This is a genomic window from Sporomusa intestinalis, assembly GCF_055383785.1.
This window is the reverse complement of the sequence record NZ_AP042390.1, coordinates 1,452,743-1,478,258: the sequence shown is the minus strand read 5'-3', so window position 1 is coordinate 1,478,258 and position 25,516 is coordinate 1,452,743. Positions and strand designations below refer to the sequence as shown.

The 25,516-nt window shown below is 49.4% G+C and carries 26 protein-coding genes; 11 read left to right on the top strand and 15 right to left on the bottom strand.

Annotated elements, in window-relative coordinates; translation table 11 throughout:
- Nucleotides 1-6: 6 nt before the first annotated feature.
- Together ACZ481_RS06745 and ACZ481_RS06740 are read right to left on the bottom strand one after the other, a co-directional pair.
- Nucleotides 7-2,511, bottom strand: coding sequence for an EAL domain-containing protein (locus tag ACZ481_RS06745; RefSeq protein ID WP_464769396.1), 2,505 nt, complete (start codon nt 2,509-2,511; stop codon nt 7-9).
- A gap of 1 nt (nt 2,512) precedes the next feature.
- Nucleotides 2,513-2,713 carry a hypothetical protein gene (locus tag ACZ481_RS06740; RefSeq protein ID WP_464769395.1) on the bottom strand — a complete coding sequence of 67 codons (201 nt, stop codon included), beginning with the start codon at nt 2,711-2,713 and terminating at the stop codon, nt 2,513-2,515.
- Between the two features lie 61 nt (nt 2,714-2,774).
- On the opposite strand from ACZ481_RS06740, the gene ACZ481_RS06735 reads away from it, so the two are divergent.
- Complete coding sequence (locus ACZ481_RS06735) at nt 2,775-4,100, top strand: Na+/H+ antiporter NhaC family protein (protein ID WP_464769394.1); 1,326 nt, start codon at nt 2,775-2,777, stop codon at nt 4,098-4,100.
- A gap of 365 nt (nt 4,101-4,465) precedes the next feature.
- Nucleotides 4,466-5,146 (top strand): TMEM165/GDT1 family protein, encoded by a 681-nt coding sequence (locus ACZ481_RS06730; protein ID WP_464769393.1) that lies wholly within the window; start codon nt 4,466-4,468, stop codon nt 5,144-5,146.
- 10 nt (nt 5,147-5,156) lie between these two features.
- Here ACZ481_RS06730 and ACZ481_RS06725 read toward each other — a convergent pair whose 3' ends face one another.
- Together ACZ481_RS06725 and ACZ481_RS06720 are read right to left on the bottom strand one after the other, a co-directional pair.
- The gene (locus ACZ481_RS06725) at nt 5,157-5,585 is read right to left on the bottom strand and encodes a CGGC domain-containing protein (protein WP_464769392.1); all 429 of its coding nucleotides are present in this window, start codon (nt 5,583-5,585) and stop codon (nt 5,157-5,159) included.
- A gap of 268 nt (nt 5,586-5,853) precedes the next feature.
- Nucleotides 5,854-6,474: a DUF1638 domain-containing protein gene (locus tag ACZ481_RS06720; protein ID WP_464769391.1), complete on the bottom strand. Its 621-nt coding sequence runs from the start codon at nt 6,472-6,474 to the stop codon at nt 5,854-5,856.
- A gap of 344 nt (nt 6,475-6,818) precedes the next feature.
- Here ACZ481_RS06720 and ACZ481_RS06715 point away from each other — a divergent pair, with 344 nt between their 5' ends.
- From ACZ481_RS06715 to ACZ481_RS06700, 4 genes are all read left to right on the top strand, one after another.
- Nucleotides 6,819-8,246 carry an ATP-binding protein gene (locus tag ACZ481_RS06715; RefSeq protein WP_464769390.1) on the top strand — a complete coding sequence of 476 codons (1,428 nt, stop codon included), beginning with the start codon at nt 6,819-6,821 and terminating at the stop codon, nt 8,244-8,246.
- Nucleotides 8,247-8,301: 55 nt separating this feature from the next.
- On the top strand, nt 8,302-8,724 hold the full coding sequence (locus tag ACZ481_RS06710; RefSeq protein ID WP_464769389.1) for a tripartite tricarboxylate transporter TctB family protein: 423 nt from the start codon (nt 8,302-8,304) through the stop codon (nt 8,722-8,724).
- Between the two features lie 19 nt (nt 8,725-8,743).
- Nucleotides 8,744-10,252: a tripartite tricarboxylate transporter permease gene (locus tag ACZ481_RS06705; protein WP_464769388.1), complete on the top strand. Its 1,509-nt coding sequence runs from the start codon at nt 8,744-8,746 to the stop codon at nt 10,250-10,252.
- Between the two features lie 186 nt (nt 10,253-10,438).
- Entirely contained in the window at nt 10,439-11,389 is a 951-nt protein-coding gene (locus tag ACZ481_RS06700) for a tripartite tricarboxylate transporter substrate binding protein (RefSeq protein ID WP_464770590.1), read from the top strand.
- A gap of 126 nt (nt 11,390-11,515) precedes the next feature.
- Here the strand turns inward: ACZ481_RS06700 and ACZ481_RS06695 are convergent, their stop codons facing one another.
- Together ACZ481_RS06695 and ACZ481_RS06690 are read right to left on the bottom strand one after the other, a co-directional pair.
- The gene (locus ACZ481_RS06695) at nt 11,516-11,992 is read right to left on the bottom strand and encodes a methylated-DNA--[protein]-cysteine S-methyltransferase (RefSeq protein WP_464769387.1); all 477 of its coding nucleotides are present in this window, start codon (nt 11,990-11,992) and stop codon (nt 11,516-11,518) included.
- 5 nt (nt 11,993-11,997) lie between these two features.
- The gene (locus ACZ481_RS06690; protein ID WP_464769386.1) at nt 11,998-12,561 is read right to left on the bottom strand and encodes a bifunctional transcriptional activator/DNA repair enzyme AdaA; all 564 of its coding nucleotides are present in this window, start codon (nt 12,559-12,561) and stop codon (nt 11,998-12,000) included.
- Between the two features lie 281 nt (nt 12,562-12,842).
- Here ACZ481_RS06690 and ACZ481_RS06685 point away from each other — a divergent pair, with 281 nt between their 5' ends.
- Nucleotides 12,843-13,559: a YetF domain-containing protein gene (locus ACZ481_RS06685; RefSeq protein WP_464769385.1), complete on the top strand. Its 717-nt coding sequence runs from the start codon at nt 12,843-12,845 to the stop codon at nt 13,557-13,559.
- Between the two features lie 113 nt (nt 13,560-13,672).
- Nucleotides 13,673-14,695, top strand: a complete 1,023-nt coding sequence (locus ACZ481_RS06680) for a glycosyltransferase family protein (RefSeq protein ID WP_464769384.1) — start codon at nt 13,673-13,675, stop codon at nt 14,693-14,695.
- Nucleotides 14,696-14,710: 15 nt separating this feature from the next.
- On the opposite strand, the gene ACZ481_RS06675 is transcribed toward ACZ481_RS06680, so the two are convergent.
- Nucleotides 14,711-14,971 (bottom strand): CPF_0552 family protein, encoded by a 261-nt coding sequence (locus ACZ481_RS06675; protein WP_464769383.1) that lies wholly within the window; start codon nt 14,969-14,971, stop codon nt 14,711-14,713.
- Nucleotides 14,972-15,166: 195 nt separating this feature from the next.
- On the bottom strand, nt 15,167-15,745 hold the full coding sequence (locus tag ACZ481_RS06670) for a flavodoxin family protein (protein WP_464769382.1): 579 nt from the start codon (nt 15,743-15,745) through the stop codon (nt 15,167-15,169).
- 253 nt (nt 15,746-15,998) lie between these two features.
- On the opposite strand from ACZ481_RS06670, the gene ACZ481_RS06665 reads away from it, so the two are divergent.
- Nucleotides 15,999-16,382, top strand: coding sequence for a winged helix-turn-helix transcriptional regulator (locus ACZ481_RS06665; RefSeq protein ID WP_464769381.1), 384 nt, complete (start codon nt 15,999-16,001; stop codon nt 16,380-16,382).
- 24 nt (nt 16,383-16,406) lie between these two features.
- Here ACZ481_RS06665 and ACZ481_RS06660 read toward each other — a convergent pair whose 3' ends face one another.
- The 6 genes from ACZ481_RS06660 to ACZ481_RS06635 form a co-directional block, all read right to left on the bottom strand.
- On the bottom strand, nt 16,407-17,024 hold the full coding sequence (locus tag ACZ481_RS06660) for a LysE family translocator (protein ID WP_464769380.1): 618 nt from the start codon (nt 17,022-17,024) through the stop codon (nt 16,407-16,409).
- Nucleotides 17,025-17,119: 95 nt separating this feature from the next.
- Nucleotides 17,120-17,713 (bottom strand): flavodoxin family protein, encoded by a 594-nt coding sequence (locus tag ACZ481_RS06655; RefSeq protein WP_464769379.1) that lies wholly within the window; start codon nt 17,711-17,713, stop codon nt 17,120-17,122.
- A 259-nt stretch (nt 17,714-17,972) separates the two neighbouring features.
- Nucleotides 17,973-19,943, bottom strand: a complete 1,971-nt coding sequence (locus ACZ481_RS06650; protein WP_464769378.1) for a methyl-accepting chemotaxis protein — start codon at nt 19,941-19,943, stop codon at nt 17,973-17,975.
- A 147-nt stretch (nt 19,944-20,090) separates the two neighbouring features.
- Nucleotides 20,091-20,837: an ABC transporter permease gene (locus ACZ481_RS06645; protein ID WP_464769377.1), complete on the bottom strand. Its 747-nt coding sequence runs from the start codon at nt 20,835-20,837 to the stop codon at nt 20,091-20,093.
- Complete coding sequence (locus ACZ481_RS06640; RefSeq protein WP_464769376.1) at nt 20,834-21,586, bottom strand: ABC transporter ATP-binding protein; 753 nt, start codon at nt 21,584-21,586, stop codon at nt 20,834-20,836. The genes ACZ481_RS06645 and ACZ481_RS06640 overlap by 4 nt, the downstream gene beginning before the upstream one ends.
- Before the next feature lie 4 nt (nt 21,587-21,590).
- Nucleotides 21,591-22,511 carry an ABC transporter substrate-binding protein gene (locus tag ACZ481_RS06635; protein ID WP_464770589.1) on the bottom strand — a complete coding sequence of 307 codons (921 nt, stop codon included), beginning with the start codon at nt 22,509-22,511 and terminating at the stop codon, nt 21,591-21,593.
- Between the two features lie 260 nt (nt 22,512-22,771).
- Between ACZ481_RS06635 and ACZ481_RS06630 the strand changes: the two genes are divergently transcribed.
- Entirely contained in the window at nt 22,772-23,830 is a 1,059-nt protein-coding gene (locus tag ACZ481_RS06630) for an EFR1 family ferrodoxin (protein WP_464769375.1), read from the top strand.
- Nucleotides 23,831-23,915: 85 nt separating this feature from the next.
- Nucleotides 23,916-24,542 (top strand): lactate utilization protein, encoded by a 627-nt coding sequence (locus ACZ481_RS06625; protein ID WP_464769374.1) that lies wholly within the window; start codon nt 23,916-23,918, stop codon nt 24,540-24,542.
- Nucleotides 24,543-24,599: 57 nt separating this feature from the next.
- Here the strand turns inward: ACZ481_RS06625 and ACZ481_RS06620 are convergent, their stop codons facing one another.
- Nucleotides 24,600-25,292: an HAD family hydrolase gene (locus ACZ481_RS06620; RefSeq protein ID WP_464769373.1), complete on the bottom strand. Its 693-nt coding sequence runs from the start codon at nt 25,290-25,292 to the stop codon at nt 24,600-24,602.
- Between the last annotated feature and the right edge of the window lie 224 nt (nt 25,293-25,516).

Sequence of the window (25,516 nt, the reverse complement as noted above, 5' to 3'; positions counted from 1 at the left end):
TTATACTCAAAAGCATTGGCTTAGCAGCCTCAGCGCCTCTGCCTCCGGCACAGGCCGGCTGATCAGATACCCCTGGACCGAGTCGCAGTGCCAAACACGCAGCAACTCACATTGCTCTTTTGTTTCCACCCCTTCAGCCACAACCTCAAGACCCAGGTTGTGGGCCAAAGCAATGATAGAACCAATCAGGGGCACGTTTTTCCCGCTTGTGGCCAGATCATCGACAAAGCCTTTATCAATCTTGACGACATCAATAGGCAATTGCTTTAGATAGGTCAACGAAGAATAGCCTGTGCCAAAATCGTCAAGGGCAATACGAACCCCCATATCTTTTAACTCCCTGAGTTTGGCGATATTCGAATCTAAACAATCGGAATTCATCAGGATTGTTTCCGTAATCTCAATCTCCAGCATATTGGCAGGCAACGCCGCTGCCTGCAGGGCGGCCTTAACCACCTGGACAAAATCATCACAGGCCAGTTGTTTCACTGAAACATTAACCGCAACATACACAGGCTGGGCAGCATTCTTGTCAGCCAGCCGGCGGGCAAACGCACAGGCCGTTTGAATAACCCATTTGCCGATAGGGACAATAAGCCCTGACTCTTCCACCAGCGGGATGAACTGGTCGGGGAAAATCAGCCCCCGGTGGGGATTGCGCCAGCGCAACAAGGCCTCGAAACCGACAACCCGGCCTCCGGCTAACTGCATGATTGGCTGAAAATACAGCAGAAACTCTTCATTGCTGAGCGCAGTCCGCAAGCTGCGCTCCATTTTAAGCTTTTGAATCAGGGTTTCCTGCATCGAATTTTCAAAAAAACGGTAATCGTTCTTGCCGGCATTTTTAGCCGCATATAGGGCTGTATCGGCATTTTTAAGTATTTCATCAACCTCCGTGCCGTTACGGGGATAACAGGCGATACCGATGCTAACAGACAGAAAAAAAGGATGGGCGCAGAGGTTGACTTCTTTGGACAATGCTTTGATGAGGGTGGCGGCATACTGGGCAACCACGGCCGGCTCACTTACATTGGTCAGCAGTACCACAAATTCGTCGCCACCCAAACGGGCTACCAGATGCTCTTCCTCAACCAGCTTTACAAGGGTGCCGGCAACTTCAATCAGCAGCTGATCACCCTGCATATGCCCGCAGGAATCGTTAACAAGCTTAAAATTATCGAGATCCAGATATAGCATGGAACCGCTGCCCTGACCGTTCTGGGCCAACAGCAGCTCGCTGCGCAGACGCTCCGTCAGCAGCCGCCGGTTGGCAAGTCCGGTTAACGGGTCCCGGTATGCCAGGCGCCAGATTTCGGCTTCCCGCCGTTTATTCTCATTAATATCGGTAAACGAGCCTGCCAGGCGAATGACATTGCCGTTCCCGTCGAGCAACGCCTTCCCCCGTGATAATACCCAAAAGTATTCGCCGTTTTTATTCATCACCCGGTATTCGGCCGCATAAAACGGAGTTTTTCCCGTAAAATGCTCAGACATCGCCTGCTCCCTGACTCCTTTGTCCTCTGGATGGATTCTCGTTTCCCAGTCGCTTTGGATGTCAACCCCCTCAGCGGCCGCCAGGCCCAGGATGTCGTTCCAGCGTTCTGACAACGCGATCTTATTAGTCCGCAGGTCCCAGTCATAAATAACGTCATTGACGCCTTCCATAGCCAGGCGATATCGTTCTTCGCTGGTCCGGAGCAATTCGTTGGCGGCTGTCAGTTCGGTGTATAAGGCAATAAGCTCCTCATTACCGGCCGTTAATTCTTCATGGCTTTGGGTAAGTTCCTCATGGGCCTGCTGCATGGCGGCGTTTTTGGCCCACATGTCTGCCAGCATGGCATTGAAACCGGTAACCAGCCTTTCGGCTTCTGAACCCTGGCGATAGGTTGCCGCCGATAGCAGGGGTGCTTCCTCTGAATTTCGCCTAAACCGGTCAAAAGCCTGGATCAAGAGCTGATAGCTGCTGAACAGCGGCTGCAGCAGCGTATACTGGGCGCCCATGACCAGAAAAAAGAAAAACAGGAATACGCCCTGAAGCTGTGTAAGAAATTCCTGGTAGCTTGTTTGAATATCCTCGACATACATGCCTGTGCCGATATAGGCTTCGAGCTCAGGTATCCCGATTACGTACGATACCTTCTGCTGCGGCTGCGAACGGCCAGGCGGGTGATAAACATAGGTAACATACCCTGCTCCCTGGCGGGCCTGTTCAATAAGCGCCAAGATAATGGGGTACCCCTGCGCATCGGTAAGCCGACTTTGGTCACTGCCTTCCAGCCCGGACTCAAACGGTTGTACGAGCATTACTCCCTGGTAAGAGCTCATAAATACGTAGTTTGCCCCAAAGATATCGCTGTAAGTCATGGTCCGGACACGGTCACGGACATTATGTAACGCTGCCTGCCGGGATAATTCCCCGGTTCGGTACTGTACGATAACCGGTTCGATCGAATTGCGGGCGACCTCACTAATACGTTTAAGCTCTTGCCGCCGGTAATCATAGATATTCACTTCAAATTTTTTTGTAATAAATCCGACCGCTAATAATAAGCCTGCCACAAATATCAGCAGTGCAAGTAAAATTCTGCTCAGGGTTTTGTCCAGCCATAATACCAAAGCTTGCAACCAAATACCTCATCTCTTCCCTATTTGCGCGATAATACTCTCTTAAATTATTTTCGATATTACCCCAACAAACCCCTTGTGCTGCCATGTATTTTTTACAATACGCTCAGCCACGTAAAACGTATCCGTTCGGAAAGTGAGATGATTTTTTGGACACGCTGCTGGTATTCAGCCTGTTCTTTATTGGCCTGCTTTTTAGTATTTATAACGGCGTATCTATACTGTACCCGCTTCTTGCCGGTCTTATCGGCTTTATTCTCGTATCGCTCCGCCGCGGCTACGCCCTGAACAGTCTGTTGGCAATGGTGTTAAGCGGCTGCCGGAGGTCACTGATTGTAATTAACATTTTCGTGCTGATTGGTGTAATTACCGCCGTCTGGAGGGCCTGTGGAACTATTTCCTTTATAGTCTATTACGGCATTGCCTTGATCAGTGCGAAGTATTTTATCCTTTCCGCCTTTTTGCTTTGCTGCCTGGTATCTTTTCTGCTTGGCACCGCTTTTGGTACAGTGGGTACTGTCGGTGTAGTGCTGATGGTTATGGCCAAAGGCGGCCATGTCGATATCAATATGGCCGCAGGCGCAATCATAGCCGGCGCCTATTTCGGCGACAGATGCTCACCCCTGTCCTCCAGTGCCAACCTGGTAGCGGCCTTAACCAATACCCAGCTCCATATAAATATAAGAAACATGGCCAGAACCTCGGTCCTGCCCTTCCTCTTGTCGGTAACAGGCTATATTTATTTATCACTGGGAAACCAGCTGACCTTCGCTGACCAGCAAATTACGCAGGCTATAGCCTCGGCCTTCGATATCGGCCTGATTGTATTATTGCCTGCTGTTATCATCCTTCTCCTGGCCGCCTGCAGAGTGGATGTTAAGGTGGCGATGATGGTCAGCATCCTGGCGGGAACAGGTATTGCGCTTGGGGTTCAGCAGATACCGCCTTGGCAGCTCCTGCATTACATAGTTGCCGGGTATACCATGGACAACGGCGGCTTTTTTGCGGCTATAATCCAGGGAGGCGGCTTATATTCCATGGTGAATGTCTCGCTTATCGTGCTGCTCTCCTCTGCTTATGCCGGCATTTTCGCCGGCACCGGCTTACTCACGGAGATTGAACATTTTTTTACAGAAGTAAGTAAAAAAATCAGTGTTTATCCATCCCTGATCCTTACCAGCACCGCCACTGCCGCCTTTAGCTGCAATCAAACCCTGGCAATCATGCTGACTCAGCAATTGGCCGGTAAAATATATGAGAAAAATCGCCTGAGCAACTACAGGCTGGCAACCGATTTGGAAAACACCGTTGTCTTAATCTCGGCCCTAATCCCCTGGAATATTGCCGGCGCCGTGCCGGCGGCCGCGCTTGCCGCCGATGCCGGCTTTATCCTGTACGCCTTTTATCTGTTTCTGGTGCCGGCAACAAGTGGTCTGATTACACAGAAAATACCGGTGCTCTCTCCCCCGCAGTAAATCCTTTACTTTGTTTGACAATCCCTGCCTGATAGTGTAAAATGAAAGAAACATAACACTCCTAAAGGGGAGTAGCTCTAGAACAGAGTCAACATACTGGTGAGAAATCATCTGGCTCTGTTGTTGACAGTTGTCAATTAGCGAGACCTTTAGTATGACTAACATTGTCATACTAAAGGTCTCGTTTTTTATCCTGATAGACAGTCATGCCGTTACAACGGCACCATCAAAGATGAAAAATGCTATTTTTCAGGATAGAAAGGTTAACTTTCCCTGGATAAGGGCAACATCGGCTTCCGCTTTCGCCAAAGGCTCGGCGCAAGCCGTTTTTTCTATATATATAACACCGATTATGGAGGTTTGTTATGACAGCTTTTTTAACTTCTCTTGTCTTTGTAGTACTGGCAGAGATGGGTGACAAAACCCAGCTTCTCGCCATGGCCTTTGCCACCCGTTACTGCTGGCGGACAGTCATGTGGGGCGTATTTGCCGCAACCATTCTTAATCATTTGTTTGCCGTGGTTGTCGGCAGCTACCTGACCTACTTTATCCCTATGAATTACATTCAGCTTGCAGCCGCTGCCTCTTTTATCCTCTTCGGCCTGTGGACAATCCGTGGTGATGAACTCAATGGCGAAGACAAAGCCTGTAAACGCACTCCCTTTTGGACGGTAGCAATTGCCTTCTTCATTGCTGAAATGGGAGATAAAACACAGTTGGCCACAGTGGCATTAGCCGCTCAGTTTAATGCGCTTATTCCGGTATGGCTGGGGACAACCACCGGCATGATGGTTGCAGACGGTATTGGGATTATCATTGGCATTGTTCTCGGGAAAAGAATTCCCGAACGGGCAGTAAAGTGGTTTGCCGCCATTGTCTTCATCGGCTTTGGCCTCTTTGGCCTGTATGAATATCTGCCCGGCCAGTACTTAACCCCGGCAACAGTCACCGGCAGCCTCGCCATCCTCTTGCTGCTGATCTACCTGGTAGCCCGTATGGGCGGCGGCCCAGCCAAGCTCCCGCCCAAGCTTTCACCGGAAGAATAGCGGCGCGCTGTCACTTTCCTTTTATCACATCGACCATGGTCCGCCGGGGCTGACAGAATAGTCCTTTCACCCTGTCTCTGAATTGTTCGTGGGTTATATGGGCTTCATGAGTGCCAATGACAACGCCAATCTCTGGGAAATGCTCTTTAATTAAGGCCTGATACTTGACCTTATAAGGACATAACGCATCAACGCAATAGGACAGATGGATAGCATCCACCCGGAATTCGGCCAACGCCCGGATCCGGCTGAGTAATTTCTCCGGACCGGCTAAGGTTGGACAGCCAGCACAGTTGATAATTCCAATCAATTCTAACTCCTGCTTACTGTCATATTGGGCAAATGCACCTTTCCGCTTCCTTAAGTCACGCAGGCAGCTTACCGATGAACAGCCTGAATCCTGGGTAGCTGCAGAACATGTCAAAATACCAATTCTCACTCTTACTCCCCCTTAGAATAAAATACCAGACCCGGTATTTCCGGGCAATATTCGCGCATTGGCGGCAGTACTGCCAATTATTAATAGAGTTAGGCCCTGGGTCATATTTTCCTGCATTCGCCGGTTTATGCCAGCCGCGGCAGCGAAAGATTTTTTTATTCTCCGATTACAGGACCAAATTATATTTTCACGCCGGCAATAAAAAACAGCACAGGTTTGTGCTGTTTTTTATTGCCGCCCAGTGGTTGGTCGTTTGTTAAAAATTGAATCATTCCCGGCTCTGTTCAGGCTGCTCGGATGCTAGAACTGCTGCCTGGATTGCTGCCAGTATATTCGTTCTAAACGCTGCCAGGTTTCCCTGCTCAACCGCAATCGGAACTCGGGTATAATCAAAAAATTCCAGGATCATCTCATCCGTAATTTCACTCACGCCGGTATCATAGAATAATACCCGGTCAAAAAAACCAAAACTCTGCCTGAGCGCCACCTCATCAATGCCTGTCCCCGTATCAAATAGCTCCCGCCACTTAGTTAACCATCCGGGAGTTAAAAAAAAGGTCTTGCCATGATCAGCCGCCGGCTTACTCCTCGCCCCCAGTATCAGTTCGATACAATTAGCCTGAGCGAACCGGACTAACCGATAACTTCGTAAAAATTCGTCGAATTCCGGATGGCATTTAGAGCCATACAGCAGGATAATACGATCTGCAACGGTCTCAGCAAGGGCGTTAATGACAGCTTCCTTTAAGTGTGCCAAATTAGAATGCAGTTTTAAGGGTAGATAAGTAACCACTACATCATAAGCCACCAGTCTGTCTCGCCTAATCTGCGCCAGGACTGCTTCCAACTCCGGCTGATAGATGCTGCACGCCAGAATACAGATCTTCACAGTATGCCTCCTTGTTGAATAAAAAACAGAATCTTGCTCTGCAAGCCCAATGTGTATATACACATATATTATTGATTTACTATACCCCTTCTGCGGTAGGATGTCAATATTGACGAAACGAAAGTTTAGTTGTTTACGTTTTTCTACGTTTCATAATCAAACAATTCGCAAATTTATATCAACTTTAGAAGGAAATTGGTATTTATTAGCGAACAACTATAATATATTGCCAGGTAAATTTTGTATGATAAGGAAAAAATATCATGAATTATGTTATCATGACGGCGATGACTTAAGTAAACTAAAAAAGCAAGAGGTGCGACAATTTTGAGGAGCCGGAAACGATGAAAAGAATCAATCTAACAACAAAACTAAACTTTAAGATAGTTTTTGTTGTTTTGTTGTTAATGCTCACTGTGACCGCGTATAATCATTGGCTCTACGTACAAGAGGAAAACGATAAAAATATCGCTTTGCTGATGTCTGTTACCGAGTTTCTTGTGCAGAAAAAACCGGCAGGGACCTTCGCCGATATTGCCGCTCGCCAGGCCGGCCCCCTGCAGCCGTTGCCGGAGCAGGTGTTGGCAATTAACAGGCAGCTCCATCCGATTCTGAACGAAATATTTGTACCCTTAAATAGTATTAAATTTGGTTATTACTCCCGCCAGCATGACCGTATTGTTGCCATAGGACCACAATTAGACACCTCCTTACTTATTGGTATTGAGCCCTGCAGGATCAATCGGATTTATGAAAGCAATACGGAACAGCTGATAAGAAGAAAGAACTCCATCGTCTGGCACGGTGCCAACGCGCTCATCTATGTTAAACCCATTAGCGAAAACGGGAATGTGATTGGTCATGCGTTTGCCGCCCTTAACCAGGATGCCGTTTATTCGCTACTCTGGCGCCGGACAATCAGTACTTTTCTAGGCGCATTTCTTATGCTGCTGGTCTGTGTCGCCGTGTTTCGCGAGTTGTTTGTAAAATTGAAAAAAGACTTGCGCACATTTGCGGAATCGATCCTTGACAGCCGTACTTATGATTATAAAAGTGAAATTGAGGAATTCACACCGCTTCTAAAATACATCAGTGAACAAACAGAAAAAATGACTAAACTGGACAGACTGAATATCATTGGGGAAATGGCCGCAGGGATTGCCCATGAAATCCGCAACCCCATGACAACCGTACGGGGGTTTTTACAGTTTCTCAGCATCAAAAAAGAATTCATAAAACAAAAAGAAAACTTTGACCTGATGATCGATGAGCTGGATCGCGCCAACAGTATTATTACTGAATTTTTGTCACTTGCCAAAAATAAGAACATGGAGTTCAGCGACATAAACCTGAATACGATTATCCATGATATTTATCCGCTCCTGCAGGCTGATGCCATGCGGAACAATTGTGAGATTAAAGTCATTTTGGGGGATATACCCAATGTGTCTGCAGACCAAAGCAGCATCCGCCAGCTTATTTTAAACCTCGTACGCAACGGACTTGATGCAATGCCGAAAAGCGGTATTATTACTATTTATACGGAAGCAGTAGAATCCAAGGTATTATTATCCATCCAGGACTGTGGCATCGGTATTCCGCCTGAAATCAGGGACAAGCTGGGAACCCCCTTCTTTACGACCAAAGAACAGGGAACCGGCTTGGGCCTGGCGATTTGCTACCAGATTATCCAGCGTCATGCGGCCACATTGAGTATTGAAAGCAGCCCGGGGCAAGGAACAACCTTTACAGTCGGCTTCAAACAGTCCTGAGTTTTTCTAAATAATCGCAGTAGTAGAAAATGCGCTTAACCGAGGTGATAGTAGAATGGCTGAACGAATGGTAACCTTGTTCTTTTTGCTGGGAAGCAGCATTTATCTGTTTGGTGCTCAACAACTGACCTTTGGTACGATTGATTCCCCCAAATCCGGCTTTCTCCCGAATCTGGCAGGCTTAGCCGGAATTACGCTGTCGGTGGTCCTGCTTGTCATAAACCGGCGATGCCTGAAAAAGCCGGCTAAACAGGATATGGTTGACTGGACTAAATTCATCTTTGTAATTATTGGCCTGATCGTTTATATCACAGTTTTAAATATTATCGGCTATCTTGCGGCGGCGTTCATTTTTCTGCTCTATCTGTTTAAGGTGGCCGATACCGGCGGCTGGCTGGTGCCTATTGCCATGGCCGGCATTTGCTCCCTTATATTCTATCTTGTATTCGGCTACTATTTAGCAGTTACGCTGCCATAGCCCTGGGGGGAATTTAAGCATGGAAATTTTGGACTCGTTGCTGCAAGGCTTATCTGTCAGCCTCATTCCCGCCAATTTGCTGGCCTGTGCGATTGGGGTTATTATCGGGACGCTAATCGGGGTATTGCCGGGAATTGATACCATCAGCACCATTGCCCTGCTGCTGCCTTTTAGCTATACCATGGGCAGCACTGCGGCCTTAATCATGTTTGCCGGCATCTATTATGGCTCAAAGTATGGCGGGTCAACAACCTCTATTCTGCTCAATGTTCCCGGCGAAGCGGCATCAGTAGTCACCTGCCTTGACGGCTATCCCATGGCCCAGAAGGGGCGGGCAGGGGCGGCGCTTTCTGTGTCGGCAATTGGCTCTTTTATTGCCAGTACGATCGGTGTGATTGGCTTAACCCTTTTTGCCCCGCCGTTAGCACAGGCGGCATTAGCCTTTGGACCGCCGGAATACTTCGCCCTGGCCCTTGTTGGCATAATCATTTTAACCAACCTTACAGGCACTTCCACCCTCAAGTCGATGATGATGGTCAGCACCGGCATTATGCTCGGCACTGTCGGCCTGGACAGCCTGTCCGGCATCAGCCGCCTTACCATGGGAGTGCCTGAGCTTGACCGGGGCTTTGAATTATCCATTCTGGCCATGGGGATATTTGGCATCGGTGAAATTCTTACTGTCATGACCAAACCCACCACACCGCCCACCCTGCCCAACATACGGCTGCAGGACCTCTACCCGACCAAAGAGGAATGGCGGCGTTCCGTACCCCCTATGTTTCGCGGCGGTGTCGTCGGGTTTCTGGTTGGTTTATTGCCCGGTCCGGCGGCAACCATCTCCAGCTTCGCCTCGTACGCCATGGAAAAACGCCTCAGCAAAAATCCGGCTGAATTTGGCCAGGGTGCGATTGAGGGGGTCGCCGGACCGGAAGCCGCCAATAACTCTGCTGTTTCAGCCACCATGATCCCCTTATTGTCGCTGGGACTGCCGTTCTCCGGCGCTACCGCTATCTTGCTCAGCGGCTTTATGATTCATGGCATTACCCCTGGTCCGGCCTTAATAACCGAACAGCCTGGCATGTTTTGGGGGCTGATTGCCAGTATGTACATCGGCAATATACTGCTTTTGATTATTAACCTGCCGCTCATTGGCGTTTTTGTCCAGATGCTCAAAACGCCGCTTAATATCCTCATGCCGCTTATTGCCTTATTGACGCTCACCGGGGCGTATTCCATCAATAACAGTATGTCCGATCTGGTCTTAATTGTAATCTGCGGCATAATCGGGTTCTTCCTGCGGCGGACAGGCTTTGAGCCAGGCCCCCTGCTAATCGGTGTAATTTTGGGTCCAAGCCTGGAACAGGGCTTGGTACGCGGCTTAATTATCTGCGACGGGGATCTCTGGGCCATGATTACCCGCCCGATTTCCAGCATTCTGCTGACAATAGGTGCCTTGGTCATTCTCTATAATCTAACAAGGTGGGTTATTAAAACCAATAAGCGACGAAAGGAGGAAAGCTGTTAAAATCAATAAACCAGAACAGCAATGGGTACCAAATATGCTTACAGAAAAATTTACTTGTTCACTATTCTTCATTCTTCGTGAGCAAGCTGTGTCTTCAATAAAGAGGGGGCGATAAAAATGCAATGCGTAAAACTATTGTCAATTGCCGCTATCTCCATTTCACTAATCTTGGGAGGTTGTAGTGATATACAAACACAAACTATCCCTGTCAGCAAAACTGCTAAATTTCCCGAAAAACCGATTACTGTCATTGTGCCGTTCGGCGTAGGCGGAGGTCTGGATTTAACAGCCCGCTCATTAGAAAAATTTGCACCCCAATATTTGGGACAACCTCTGACAATCGTTAATCGCCCGGGCGGAGCAGGTACTATCGGATGGAATGAGTTGGCCGGAGCAAATACGGATGGTTATACCCTCGGTGTAACTGGTATTGATATGCTGTTGCTGCCACTATATGGCTCTGATAAATACAATTATCCAATTGCATTATCGCCCATTGTACAAGTTGCAGCAACACCAATGGTCCTGGCAGTCCAAACGAACAAACCCTGGCAAACACTGGCTGAATTAGTAGACTATGCCAAGCAGAATCCAGGAGAACTAAAATTTGGCCATGGTGGTATTGGCTCATTCCCGCATCTGCTCGGTGAGATGTTTGCCCAAACGGCCAAGATTAATATTGAACAAGTTCCCTTTTCCGGCGCAAGTGAAGCTACCGCTGCTTTATTAGGGGGACATGTGCACCTAAGCTTCGTAAATCCGATGGTAATAAGAGAACATGCCAAAAACGGCACTGTTAAAATCCTAGCTGTAACAGGGGAGCAACGAATAGAAGATGCGGTGTTGTCGCAGGCACCTACCTTTAAAGAGCAGGGCTTAGATATTACGCTAACTAACTGGTATGGCATAGCGATACCTAAGGAAACGCCGCCGGCAATAAAAAACAAATTGGCAGAAGGGTTTAAAGCGATTATTGCCGATCCCGAATTTATCAAAAATATGAACAATATCGGACTTCCTGTTCAATATTTAGGGCCGCAGGAAACACAAGACAAATGGCTGGCCGATAGTCAAAAAATCACATCAACCTTAAAAGATACCGGCATTCTCGAAAAAATCAAGAATCAACGTAAATAAATTAAATAATTTAAAATAGCCAGGGAGTCGAGCAAACTACTCAACTCCCCGGCTATTTTTTTCACCATTAGCGACTTGGCCACAGAGAAGCCGCTTATCTATCGCAGGCTACCTTTACAGATACAGTCACGCCTTTCGGCAATCCCCGCCCTGCTCCAGCATCAGCAGTTTTTGCTTAAGGGCAAGTCCGCCCCGGTAGCCTGTCAGGGAGCCATTGGCGCCGATCACACGGTGGCAGGGAATAAAAATCGGGATCGGATTACGGTTATTGGCCAGCCCAACCGCCCGGGCCGCTTTCGGGTTGCCGACTTTGGCAGCAATATCCTGATAAGAAGCAGTTTTACTGTACGGTATCTCACAAAGCCGGGTCCAGACCGCCTGCATAAAAGCAGTGCCGGCCGGCGCCAGCGGCAGCGTAAACCCGGTAAGCGTTCCGGCGAGATAACCGGCTAACTGCCGGCCCGCCTCTTTGAGAACCGGAGTCTCACATAGCGTGTGGTCTGCCGGTAGCTGGTCGCCGGCAAAATAAAGATGGGTAATGCTGCCATCCTGTTCGCGAATACCAATTTGTCCAATATCTGTTTGATAAAAATATAAAGCCATTAAAATCACCCCTGTTTTTTTCTAAACCGGCTGGGCGTTTCGCCGGTGTGGGCCTGAAAACACCTGTAAAAATTAGACAGGCTTACAAACCCAACCGCATAAGCAATCTCAAGTATGGCTGCATCACTCTGCCGCAGCAGCTTCGCCGCCATGGCCACTCTTACTTTTGTCAGATACTGCCTCGGCGTACAGCCCTGATGGTGTTTAAATAATCTGGTTAAATGCGGTGCGCTTACGCCAAGCAGCCTGGAAACGGCGCCGGCAGTGATCGGCTGGTTATATTGCTGAGCAAATAGCGCGGCCGCCTGGCTCACCAGCTCCATATCCGGGGCAAAACTCAGCAGGTCAGGCCGGCATTTCTTACAGGGACGAAAACCAGCGGCAAGAGCTGCTTCGGCATTATGAAAAAAAACAACATTTTCGCGCCGGGGGGCTTTGGCCCGGCAGGCCGGCCGGCAAAAAACACCTGTCGTCTTTACCCCATAAAAAAATAAACCGTCCCACCTCTTATCGCACGCCATCACGGCCTGCCATTTAACGCTGTCAGGAATACCGCCTGCCTTCGCCATCAGCCATCGCCTCTTATCCGGGCACCTGCCCGCCGCCGGCAGGCGCTGCTTGCTCTTATTACATTTTACATGAAAGCCGCTAAAAAATCTTCCTGTATTTTCACAAGTAATTTCCTGCTGCCAAAAAGGCTAACCGTTCCTGCCGCCAATATCCATTAAGGCCGCTGTCATAATTATGGCGTTAACGCGTATACTATATATCTTCAACTGTGATTTATTGAAGCGCTTGATGGCGGAATAAAAAACTTGCAAAGAACAGGCTGCCAGGAGGTAAATAGCTAATGACTGAAGCACTCGCTATTGGTATCCGTACAGTAGTAATATTATTTTTTCTGCTGCTTATTTCCCGGCTGCTGGGCAGGCGGACATTGTCAGAATTAACCTTCTATGACTATGTGGTCGGCTTGATTATTGGCGAAATTGGCGGTTCGGTCATCACTGATGACGGCTTTAGTGTCAGCAACGGCGTAGTTGCCATAACAGCGGCCTCCTTCTGGGTGCTGGCGATTGATAAGTTATGCCAACTATCGCTGCCGGCCCGGAAACTGCTGGAAGCAGAGCCGTTGATTGTCATCCACAACGGGAAGATATTAGAGGAAAACCTGCAAAAACGCTACTATAATGTTAATGACCTACTCGAAATGCTGCGGAAGCAGGGTACCTTTGATCCCCAGCAGATAGCGTTGGCACTAATTGAGACTGATGGCCAGCTCAGCGTCTTAAAGAAACGGGAATATCAAACGCCATTGATTAAGGACTTGCAACCTCAGGCTGACAACCAAACGGCCGGACAAAATTTGCCAGGCACTGAGCTTATTATCGATGGCAAAATAAGTAAGCAAGGCTTGCTACAAAGCGGGTTAACCGTTGAACAGCTGCTGCAACAGTTAAACAGCAACGGCATTAGCAATCTGGATAACGTAACCCTGGCCTTGCTTACACCGGAAGGGGAACTCTACATTGACAAACGGAACGATGAAATGATTGAGTCTTCCTAACCCAGACCGCTGGCAAGTAAAGTTCGTGCGACTTAGTTAAGTGCACGAGCTTTACTTTAGTAAACCGGCAATACTACCCCTGCCCGGGAATATAATGACAGGGAGGTGATATCATGCAGCCTGTTATTATCTATCCCCCGACAATTGACTGGGATTATCTGCACCAGCGGCCGCAACAGCTACTAAAGGCCCTGGCGAGGCTGGACTGCACCTGTATCTTTTGCAATGTCAATTTGCATAAACGTCATCCTGACGGTCTTATGCAGCTAAAAGAAAACCTGCTGCTGGCCAATGGCTGGGATTTCACCACAACCGCCGGGTGGGCCAGGAGTAATTACCCCGGCCGCCCGCTGACGGCTTATTTCACCTATCCGGCCCATATCACCCCAATCCGGTCTGCCAAGCCTGACCTGATTATCTTTGATTCTGTGGATGAACCGGCCGGCGAATTCATTTCCTGGCTCCCGGCTTATGCCCGGGCGGTACAACAGGCGAATGTGGTCACAGCCACGGCCTGTTCCCTTGTCAGCCGGGCCCGGGCGATAGCCCCGGAGAAGGTCTATTTTATTCCCAATGGCTGTGATTACGATCATTTCCAAGCGGCGCAAACGCGCCACCCAGTCGCAAGCCCGCCCTTTGCCGGCAGTAAGCCGATTATCGGCTACATGGGCGCTATTGCTCCCTGGCTGGACATGAATCTGGTCAATTCCCTGGCCAGATGCCTGCCTGATTATGAGTTCGTGTTTATTGGCTCATTATTATGCCGGCAGTCGATAGCCTTTCCCCACCGTAATATGCATTATCTGCACCATCAGGATTATGCTGACCTGCCCCGTTATCTGAGTAATTTTAGTTACGGTTTGATTCCGTTCAGGCTGACGGAAATGACGAAAGGGGTCAATCCGGTAAAGTTCTGGGAATATCTTGCCGGCGGCATCCCGGTTTTGAGCGCGCCTTTGCCGGAAATTCCGCCGGCCTATGTTACTTTCCTCACTGAGGCTATGCTGCCGGTTGTTTTACCGGCGGCAGATGAAAAAAAACGAGCTGCCGGGATTCAGTACGCCCGGGAAAATTCCTGGGCCGACCGGGCCTGTAAACTGCAAAGAATTATCCTGGCTGAATTGGCCTGCGGCTGATTGCGGAGAGCAGGATCAATGCAGGGTCATATATTGGGTTTTGACATGGGGAACCCGGTTAAGGTCCTGCTCAAATGCCGCTATTACCTTTTGTTCGGCACACATTTGCAATAAAATAATCCCGCTGTTTGTACACTGGTCACGGTCCGCATCATGCAGCCCCAATCTAACCCGTATATGGCAGCCGTAGCTGGTCAAAATATCCTGCACGGCGCTTGCCGTTTCAACACGATTGTCCTGGGTGATAGCCACCACGGTAGAACAAAACTCCTTCATATCCATCCCCTCACTTCTACCCTATTTTTTAAAGTATGCGCCGGGGTGATAACCGTTATACGCCGGAGCCAGCCGCGGGCCGGCCCGCATGGCAGCAGCTCCTGGCGGCTAAACATAACAGAACCCGGAATGTAAAAAACCGCGAATTGCCGCGGTTTTTTACATTGCCGGACCAGGCCGGCTAGCGCCTCTTGCTTAACTATTGAGTTTCTTCAGCACACCGGCCATATTCCGGCCTAGGGTCTGAAAGGTTTGTATTCCCTCATCATCTTTTTGAATGTCGCCCGGCTCCAGGGCTAAAGTCATATTCCAGTAGCTGGAACTGGGAATAACCATTTCGGCAATGCCAAAAAAGAAATTTATGGCCGCATAGGTAAAGGTGGAACCGGCCCGCCGGACGGAAACCACGGCAGCACCGGCTTTTCCCCGGAGCAGGTCCCCGCCATTGGCCTTGGCAACAAAGCCGCAACGGTCAATCAGTGCCTTTACCTCAGGCGAAACATTGCTAAAATAAGTGGGCGACCCGATAATAATGCCGTCAGCCGCCTGAATTTTTTCAATGAATGCATTCATCTCATCATCCTGCCGAATACAGCGGTTATTCCTGGTTTCCCAGCATTTACCGCAGGCCAGGCAGCCAAAAACCTTGCGCCCTCCCAGCTGGATCATCTCGGTTTCGATGCCTGCCTTTTTTAATTCCGCAAGCACAATGTGAATCCCCTGCGCAGTATTGCCATTCGCCCGCGGGCTGCCGTTAAAAGCCACTACTTTCATTCCATATCCCCCCTATTTTAGTTACCAGAATTTATAAATAAATTCTGTGGACATAAGAACGCCTATACCCGCAAGGGCACAGGCGGCTTCTGCCGGTGTCCTGAAGGACTTGACACAGCCAAGTCTTTTCTTATACTTTTTTTATTTTCTCAGGCTGAATCCTTTGCTATAATTATAATTATTGGTATACAGCACAACAAGTACGCACTTATTTGTTTCCTAGTACCTATTTAGATACCGAAAGGATGATATTGTGATTTATTTTAAAAATTCTGAATATCAATGTTCCATGGAATTAACCTTAGAGCTTATCGGCGGCAAGTGGAAATCGCTTATTTTATGGTATCTGGGTGAAAACACCCTGCGGTTTAGTGAACTGAAACGAGCCCTGCCGAAGGTTACACAAAAAATGCTGACCCAGCAGCTCAGAGAACTGGAGCAAAGTGGTTTGGTAAACCGTTACATCTATACGCAGATACCGCCCAAGGTCGAATATTCCCTGACCCCTGCCGGCAAAAGCCTCCTGCCCATTTTGGCCTCGCTCTGTGAATGGGGCCAAAATTATGTAAATGAGGTTGAGCCGTCCGGCCAGACAGCGACCTGCCGGACTGACAAACAGCTGTCATCCCGGGAATAGGACAGGGCTTCCTCCCTCCCGGTTTCAGGAAAGGCTGGCAATAAGGCTCACGATACCGAAACCGGCAATGATCACACCGGATAGGCGGTTAATCCAGGCCAGCCGCTTAGGATCAAAGCGGGAGCGAAGCAGCACCACCAGACTGCTTAAGGTCAGCCACCACAGCATTGACCCGATAAACAGGCCGAGGACCAGCGCGCCTGCCGCCTGGTAACTGCCTGCCGCCTCACCGATGCCCAAAGCCGCGAACACAGCCGCAAATGCCATGATGGTAAGCGGATTGGCCAAAGTTAAGCCAAAAGCGGATATATAGGTGGTCAAATGTTTTTTATCGCCACAATTGGCGGTTGCTGCTGCCGGTAAGGCGGTAAAGGTGGTATAGCCTAAATACAGTAAAAACAGGCCGCCAAACAAGCGTAAGTAAAATTGCTGCTCCAGGAGGACGGTGGCTATGGCCGTTAGACTAAAAGCAGCTATACAGCCATAAAGGGCATCGGCGGTAGCGGTTCCTAAACCGGAAACTAAACCGCTGATCAAACCTTGCGCTAAGGTACGGCGAATACAAAGCAGGCCCATAGGCCCTACCGGTGCCGCTATTGAAAATCCTAAAACAATCCCTTTTAGAAAAAAGACTAGTTCCACAGCTAACTATCCTTTCGCCATGCAACCGGCGTACCGGCTTTTTTGATGAGTTGATTAATCGATGAAATCACTGTCGCAGCGCTAACGCCCGGCAGTCAGCTTGCATTAGGATTGCCGCCGCCGATTAAATTCCTGCCCAGCGCAAAGGCCTGAGCCAGATCGTCAGGGCGGCTGGCTAACGGTCTGGCATCAAGGTCCGCCAGAGTCAGGTTGCCGGTATTTTTTACGCTAATCATCTTAAAATATAAGTTTATGACATGCAGCGAGCCAACAAACTGTTCATTATAAAGGGGTTGTCCACCGGTGGCAATAAATACACCCGGCCGCTTGCGTCCGCCAAACACATCTCTTTTTACAATATATTTGGCCGACCAAAAAGGCTGACAGCGGTCAACCACCGCTTTTGCCTGGGCGCTCATACCGTTAAAGTACACCGGGGCGGCAAAAATGAAAGCATCCATAGCCACAATTTTTTCATAGACAGACACCATATCATCCTGTAAGCGGCAACGGCCGGTGTGCATACAGTAATCGCAGGACTGACAGGGGGCAACCTTAAGTTTATTAATGAGAATTTTTTGCACCTCCACGTCGCCGGCGGCGGCTGCTCCACGCAGCACTTCATCAATAAGCAGGCTGTTGGTGCCATTTGGCTTCGGACTTCCCTGCAGTGCCAGTATTTTTGTCAATTAGCATACACCTCCTAATGATTATTTTCTATCCTTACAGATTCTGTATCTATTTAAACAATCCTGCCGGCCGGCCCCGCAAACTAAATTTCTCTTATGGCGCCTGTTATGTTCATACACTTGTCTCCGGCTTACCGGCCGAATCTTTTAGCCTGACCAGCTACAGGGGCTATTGGGATTCGGGAGAATGAGCGGCCAGTAAACAAAGGAAGCCTGCAATAGCGTAAGTGCTATTCCAGGCTTCAACAATCAATTATAGCTAGATTTTAAACTGCCGGACAGCCTGCTGGAGTTCTTCCGCCAACTGGGCTAGGGACTGGCTGGAAGCCGCAATTTCCTGCATGGATGCCGACTGTTCCTCGGTTGCGGCCGATATATTCTGGGACTGGCCCGCAATCTCCTTACTGACGGCATCAACAGCCTTAATGGCCGTAAGCACCTGATTGCTGGCATCTACCGCTTCATTTAACCCGGCTGCTATGCCCTTGCTGATTTGAGCCACCTCTTTGACATGGCGTTCAATCTCTTTAAAGGTTAGGCCGGCTTTATCAACAACAGTGGTTCCTTTTTGCACCTCTTCCGTACCGGCGGCCATAGCCGCAACCGCCTGCCCGGTCTTCCCCTGAATCTCGCCAATTAGCTCTGAAATTTGCTTGGCAGCCTCCTGTGATTGCTCGGCAAGCTTGCGCACCTCTTCCGCAACCACGGCAAAGCCCCGGCCCTGTTCACCGGCCCGTGCCGCTTCGATCGCGGCATTTAACGCCAGTAGATTAGTTTGGCCCGCAATGCCGGCGATGGTTTCGACAATTACACCAATCTCCTTGGACCGGGCACCTAATTCGGCCACAACAGCGGCCGAATCACTGACAGTCTTGTGAATTTGGTTCATCTGGACAATGGCATTCTCTACCGCCTGGCTGCCCTCATTAGTGGCAACTACAGCCTGGCCGGTTATATCTGCGGCGAGTTTAGTGGCCTCGGCCCCTTCCTGCGAGCCACTGGCAATGTCCTCAATCAACGACAGCACGTTGGCCACGCCTGCCGTTTGCTGTTCAACCCCGGCACCGGTTTTGGCAATAGCGCCGGCAACCTGGTTCGCGGCTTGGGCGGACTGTTCGGCGCTGGCATTCAATTGTTCCGAAGAAGCGCTTACCTGTTCAGTCGCTTCGGCCACCTGAAGCATCAGGGTCCGCAGATTTTTTGTCATCTGCTCAAAGCTGCGGGCCAGCCGGCCGATTTCATCATTAGAATCCAGCTTCAGCTTGGTAAGGGTAAGGTCGCCGGCGGCGATGCGGGTGGCTTCCTGCACCAGGCTTTCGATCGGGCGCAGTGTTTTCAGCAGATACCGCCAGCCAATAAAGCCCACAAGAATAAGACCAATGCCCAATGCAGTCACCATCCACCGTAAACTGCTGAAAAATCCGGCCGTGAACTCACTGGCCGGCAGCGATACGATAGCAAACCAGTCTGTACCCTGGACCGGGACAAATAACCCTACCGAATCACGCCCGGACAAGTCTGTATACTTTAGCAGCCGCCCGGGGCTGCTGCTAAACCGGGCCATCACTTCCTCGGAGATTTTTTTCTGTTCTTTGATCATTTCTTGATTGGAATGGGCGATCAGTGTGCCGTCAGGGGCGACAATGGCTGATTCCCCGGTTGAGCCAACCCTGACCTGAGCCAGATAGTCCTGCAGTGTTTTCAGATTGACCGCCTGCAGCACCATCCCCGCCAATTGACCATTGGCGCCGGCGACCGGCTGGGTGACAACTACCGAGGGGACGCCGGTAACCCTGTTGATAATGATATCGCTAATATGCGATTTTTTATCCGCCATAGTATCTTTGTAAAATTTCCGGTCTGAAAGATTATCCCCGATAACTTTGGCATCATAAGGGGCAATAGCTGTCCTTTTTCCGTCAACATCCAAAAAATTCAACCGGTCAATTCCCCAGGCCACACCGAAATAGGTGTTGATTTTCGCTTGGATACGCACCGGGTCGCCGCCTTGCAAGTCATTGTCCTGCTGATAAACCTTGCCGCTTTTGGCAAAGGAATTAAACAGATCAGTCACCTGCCCGGCAAGCTGCACTGCCTGGTTACGCATAGCAACCTCCGTGCTGTTCAGCGTCTGCTGGTATAAAACATACATGCCTGAGCCGGCAATAATCATACCTACAACCAACAGGGAAACTACGAGCAGTGCAATGGTTTTAGTTCTAATCGACATATTTCTCCCCCTTTATAATTTATAAATAAAATAAAAGACCGAATCCCCCCACAGAGGTTGTTCAGTCATAATATTTAAACATCAATATTAACCAACATTATACAATACTATTTATTTTTCCTCAATAAATATGGATAATATTTCTTATTATTTATATTGCCAGCTGCAATTTTTTCTTTCCAAGTAATCAATTGTACCAAATAAAACAAGGCCAATACCGCTTAATATTACAATACCTGAATACATTTCCAAATAATTGACCCGCAGCCACGCATCCATGATAAAAAAGCCCATTCCATATTTGGTGCCAAATGTCTCGGTAAAAAACAATACAGAAACCGCTGTAGCCATCGCTACCCGCAGTGCTGTCAAAAATTTGGGCATGGAAGCCGGAATCAGAATTTCCCGGAATACATCAAAAAAACCGGCCCCCAGGGAATATAAGGGATAATACGTTTCTTTGGGAATGCCCTTAACCCCATCCCGGACAGCAATAATGACCTGAAAAACAACAATCAGAAAAATCATCAGTATTTTTGAAAGCTCCCCTAAGCCGAACAACAGCATCATGACCGGCAAAAGGGCGATTTTGGGAACCGGATAAGTAAGATAGACGATTGGCGACAGCAGCCGGTCCCAGCCCGGGAAGTAGCCCATACACAGCCCTAAAGGGATGCCGATAATCACTGCCAGCAAAACTCCGGCCAAAATCCGCCATAAGCTGTAAAAACCGTGAATAGCAATCTGAGACATAAAAATGGCGGCTAAATTCTCCGCCACCTGCCCCGGCGCTGGAATAATCGGCAATTGTACCGCCATCGAGATAACCTGCCACGTAGCTAAGAAAATAAATACGCCATAAAGATACCAAATCCCCGGGCCTTTATCTTTCACTTTGACCAATCCTCTTTTATCATCTTTCGCAGTTCAACACACAGTTGAAAAAACTCCTTATTGTCCCGCACACCATCGACCCCGAATAGAGGGTTATCCACAATTTGGCTGACCGTGCCGGGTGCGGCCGCCATAATGACTATCTTGCGGCCTAAGTACACGGCTTCCTCCATATGATGGGTAACCAGGACGGTGGACACCGAGTGTTTTCGCCAGACATTCAGGAACACATTCTGAATCTCTTCCCTGGTCATAGCATCGAGGGCGGAGAATGGCTCATCCATCAGCAGCAAGTCAGGCTTTAACAAAAAGGCCCGCGCCAAAGCCACCCGCTGCTGCTGCCCTCCGCTCAATTCTCCCGGATACCTGTTTTCCAGGCCGCTCAGCCCCAGCAGTTGAACCAGCGAATGCAGATCTGTTTCGTATTCGGCATGTTTTTTATGCTTAATTTTAAAACCAAGGCAAATATTTTCATAAACATTTTTCCAGGGCAGCAGGCCGTAATTTTGGGGAATAAAGCCGATAATCTGCTGTTTGGGCCTGACCGGCTGCTCATTGATTTCAACCGTTCCGGCAAAGTCAGTAATAATTCCGGCCAGAATTTTTAACAAAGTTGATTTACCGCAGCCGGAAGGGCCTATGATCGCGCAGGTCTCTCCCGGCGCCAGCTCCAGGTTAATGGCTCTGAGAGCGTCATAGCGGGTGCCGCTGCTTTCGTAGCTCATTGTCAGATCTTGAATTCGAATCATGGCACTATCTGACAAACCGGGTATCAACTAGATCTGAATACTGGTATTTCTGCTTGATAAGCTGCCTGGCCTGCATCCAGGCGATAACATCATCAATGTCTTTTTGGGCCGGGGCAGCCGCCCGTTTGTACTGCGGCAGGGTGAGTACCCCCTTTACATCCTGGGGAAAGCCGCCTTTCGCAATCAACAGATCGATATAGTTTTCCATCGGCTCCCGCGCTAAATAATCAACGGCCTTGCCATAGGCCCGGTACATAGCCTGAATTTCTTTTTCTTTTTGATTCACCGCCTTGGTCGTGAATAGCAGCACCCCCGGATTTAACCCCAGCTGTTCGGACGTTTTTATTACTTTGGCGCCATTTTTAACAGCCACAGTCGCCAACGGGTCCGGTAATGTCGCCGCTGCAATCTTACCGTTTTGCAGCATCTCCAGCCGGGCCGGGATTTGCGGGATAACCACTTTGTTAACAGCCTCTGCGGTCAGCCCGCCCTCGGCGATTACCCGGTCTGTCACATAGTCGATAATTGTGTTCTTGGAAATAGCCACATCCTTGCCTTGCAAGTCCTGGATGGAAGCGGCGGCAATATCTTTATTGACAACCAGCTTATAGCTGCCGGTCGTCAGTGAGGTAATCACGGTATCAAAGCCCCCAGCCTTGGCGAAAGCCTCGGCCAGCATATCCGAAACAGCGCCGTCAAGATTACCGCTTTGCAGGGCACTGTCCCGCTCCATGGCACTTTTGAAATGCTTCAGCGTTACTGTTAAACCCTCTTCTTTAAAAAAACCCTTTTCCTCGGCGATAATAAAAGGAATAGAATCGACATCAGGCATTAGCCCCAGCGTAATTGTCTGTAATTGGGCCTGTTGCGGCGACGCCCCTTCCTTTTTGTCGCTGCTGCACCCGGCGAGAAAAACCAGCAGCATTGAGATAACCAGAATTCCAATAGACCTTTTCACATTGACTCCTCTTTTCTTTTCAGGTTAAGAAATAATCCTTGCCTCTCCATTTTCCGGTTCTTCCTGCTTCACGTATTACTGGACTGCGGTAGCTTTACGCTAATACAAATAAATTCGACAATTACGCGGCGCTTCCTCCATATCGGCACACCGGCCTTCCATTCTTGATTAATAATATAACAATACAAATTTAATTATTAATTATATAATAGGGATGAGGTGATTGCATGTACACTAAAATAACAGGCTTCTTTATGACCGGCACAGGAAACTCATACCAGGTGGCTAAGTGGTTTATAGAGTCTGTCCAACAAATCCCCGCCGAATTGTTTCAGGTTAAAGAAACAAAACAAGCCGATATCAACATCGGAGCTCAGGATTTACTGGTTTTCAGCTATCCTACCCATGGCTTTACAGCCCCCTGGTTAATGATAAAATATATATTCCGCCTGCCTCAGAGCAACGGTGTTCACGCTGTACTCCTGCCGACACGGGCAGGTACGAGAATGTTTGGCCTGACCCTGCCCGGTATGGAGGGGACTGCCGGCTACCTGATCGCCTTGCTCCTGTGGTTCAAAGGCTATAAACCCAGGGGCGTAGCGGCAGTTGATATGCCTTCTAACTGGACTGCCGTGCACTGGGGGCTGAATGAGCAGAATGTAAAAATCATAGTTGATAAAGCCGCGGTAAAGGTAGCGAAGCTGGCCCGGACAATAACTGCCGGGCAGACTGTCTATCGCGGCCTCCTGCCGCTCGGCATCGGCCTGTTATTAGCCCGGATATCGCTTATGTATTTAATTATTGGCCAGTTGGTCCTGGCTAAGTTATTCTTTGCGTCCAATACCTGTACCGGCTGTGGCTTATGTCAGCGCATCTGCCCCAAAAACTCAATTGTCATGTCTGGCAGCAAACCGCACTGGACCTACACGTGTGACAGCTGTATGGCCTGTATGAATTTTTGCCCGCAGCAATCCATCCAGGTGAGTCCCCTGACCGTCTTCCTCTTTGCCTATATCGTTACCCTGCCGGTTACGTTCTGGCTGACCGGAAAGCTTGGCTATGAAGTAATGTCGATTGCTCCGGGCATTATGATTTCTATGATCCAATATTTTTATACCCTTGGCAGTGTGGCGTTTGTCTGCTGGCTGCTGCACCATCTTTTGCGCCTTAAGCCTGTTGCCGCCATGCTGGCGGCCTTGTCCCATACCAAATATTTCAGGCGGTATAAAGCTCCCGGGGTATCGCTGCAAGCGATTCACAGGCCGCCAAACCAGCAGCCTTCTTAAAATTACATACATATCGTAGCATAATACCGTTTATTATAGCAATAAAGTGTAAGTTAACTATCGTACTAACTAATTGGGAGGAATAATGGTGCATACTGAAACACAGGCCTTGCAGACGGTGGCAGCCCTGCAAAAAAACAGATTTACCGCCGCCTACTTTCCCACCGCGGCTGCAGCGGTAGACCAACTGCTGTCCGTAATCCCGCCGGCTGCAACCGTAGGGATCGGCGGTTCCTGGACACTGATCCAGCTGGAATTAGTGGAGAAGCTGGAAGCACGGGGCAATACCGTTTTATGTCATCACAAACCAGGTCTAAGCCCGGAGCAGATACTGGATATCCGGCGCCGGCAATTAACGTGTGATGTTTTTTTGACAAGCACCAATGCCCTCACGGAAGACGGCCGGCTGGTGAACACCGACGCCACCGGCAATAGGGTCGCAGCCATGATCTTTGGCCCGAAAAAGGTTATTGTGCTAACAGGCATCAATAAGATTGTTGCGTCCCTGGAAGCAGCGCGGGAGCGTATCCGGACCACAGCCGCACCGGCAAACAACAAGCGGTTAAACCGGCCGAACCCGTGTGTGAAAACAGGCCACTGTGTTGACTGCCAGGCGCCGTCACGGTTATGTAATGTAGATACAGTCATGCATAAATGTCCGCCGGCCTCTGATATCCATGTCTGGGTGGCAGGCGAAGAACTGGGTTATTAACAACAGGTGCAGCATCTTTATATATTTTAACGGGGTAACAGAACAGCAGCCACAAGGCTAACACCTTCTGGCTGCTGTCTTGGCGATAAAATGTTCCGGTGCCGGCAGGGTATCCATATTCCACCACGGCGAGCAGGCTGCCAGTTGTTCAGCAGAATAGGTGCCGGTGGCCACGCTGATGGTGCAGGCCCCAATGGCCTTGCCGCATTCGATGTCATGGGGCGTATCGCCGATTACGTATATTGCCTGCCTGTCGGCAATACCCCAGTTGGCGTGGACGGTGGCCAGCGCACTGCGGGCGATATCCACCCGCAGCTCACACTGCCCGGCAAAAGCGCTGCGGGAAAAATCAAAAAAACCGTCAAGTCCGAAGTGCCTGAGTTTTATCCGGGCCCCGCCGGAACTGTTGCCTGTCAGTAACAGCAGCTTGCAGTCCTCCTGTCCGGCCAGCCTTGACAAGATCTCCCGGACACCGGGCAAAACCAGGCCCTGCCTGGCAGCAAGCTGGGCCGGCAGGAGCGACTCGTACCGGCGGCACAGCAGTTCCATTTCTGCCGGCTCCGCCTCCCGCCCGAACACAGACCGGATAATCTGCCTGGCAATAAAATTATCGGTCATGCCGGCGGCCTTGATACTGGCAAAATCCACTGACCGGTGCCACAGTTCTTCCGTTGCCTGGCTAAAGGCGACTAAACCCGCTTTGGACGTTCTGATCAGCGTCCCGTCAATATCCCAAAAAAATATATGCATAGCTTTATCCCCCCGCGCTCCGTCCGGGCCTCGGGCAACCTCACCAACATAATAGGAGGAAGGCCTACACCTTCCTCCTTACCTGGAGCGCCCATCCCTATAGCATTTACTGTACACACTGCTTACCAAGCTTACACAAGCTGCTAATTGAAACAAACTAATTGATTTTACACCTTCACTTTACTTACACTAAATGGGTCAAACGCGATTTAAACTGTTTTTTG

Bases quoted from the DNA above. Each gene is read 5' to 3' on its own strand.
- ACZ481_RS06740 (WP_464769395.1), bottom strand. From the start codon at position 2,713: ATGGCAGCACAAGGGGTTTGTTGGGGTAATATCGAAAATAATTTAAGA.
- ACZ481_RS06730 (WP_464769393.1), top strand. From the start codon at position 4,466: ATGACAGCTTTTTTAACTTCTCTTGTCTTTGTAGTACTGGCAGAGATG.
- ACZ481_RS06715 (WP_464769390.1), top strand. From the start codon at position 6,819: ATGAAAAGAATCAATCTAACAACAAAACTAAACTTTAAGATAGTTTTT.
- ACZ481_RS06710 (WP_464769389.1), top strand. From the start codon at position 8,302: ATGGCTGAACGAATGGTAACCTTGTTCTTTTTGCTGGGAAGCAGCATT.
- ACZ481_RS06705 (WP_464769388.1), top strand. From the start codon at position 8,744: ATGGAAATTTTGGACTCGTTGCTGCAAGGCTTATCTGTCAGCCTCATT.
- ACZ481_RS06695 (WP_464769387.1), bottom strand. From the start codon at position 11,992: ATGGCTTTATATTTTTATCAAACAGATATTGGACAAATTGGTATTCGC.
- ACZ481_RS06690 (WP_464769386.1), bottom strand. From the start codon at position 12,561: ATGGCGAAGGCAGGCGGTATTCCTGACAGCGTTAAATGGCAGGCCGTG.
- ACZ481_RS06685 (WP_464769385.1), top strand. From the start codon at position 12,843: ATGACTGAAGCACTCGCTATTGGTATCCGTACAGTAGTAATATTATTT.
- ACZ481_RS06680 (WP_464769384.1), top strand. From the start codon at position 13,673: ATGCAGCCTGTTATTATCTATCCCCCGACAATTGACTGGGATTATCTG.
- ACZ481_RS06675 (WP_464769383.1), bottom strand. From the start codon at position 14,971: ATGAAGGAGTTTTGTTCTACCGTGGTGGCTATCACCCAGGACAATCGT.
- ACZ481_RS06670 (WP_464769382.1), bottom strand. From the start codon at position 15,745: ATGAAAGTAGTGGCTTTTAACGGCAGCCCGCGGGCGAATGGCAATACT.
- ACZ481_RS06650 (WP_464769378.1), bottom strand. From the start codon at position 19,943: ATGTCGATTAGAACTAAAACCATTGCACTGCTCGTAGTTTCCCTGTTG.
- ACZ481_RS06640 (WP_464769376.1), bottom strand. From the start codon at position 21,586: ATGATTCGAATTCAAGATCTGACAATGAGCTACGAAAGCAGCGGCACC.
- ACZ481_RS06635 (WP_464770589.1), bottom strand. From the start codon at position 22,511: ATGCTGCTGGTTTTTCTCGCCGGGTGCAGCAGCGACAAAAAGGAAGGG.
- ACZ481_RS06630 (WP_464769375.1), top strand. From the start codon at position 22,772: ATGTACACTAAAATAACAGGCTTCTTTATGACCGGCACAGGAAACTCA.
- ACZ481_RS06625 (WP_464769374.1), top strand. From the start codon at position 23,916: ATGGTGCATACTGAAACACAGGCCTTGCAGACGGTGGCAGCCCTGCAA.
- ACZ481_RS06620 (WP_464769373.1), bottom strand. From the start codon at position 25,292: ATGCATATATTTTTTTGGGATATTGACGGGACGCTGATCAGAACGTCC.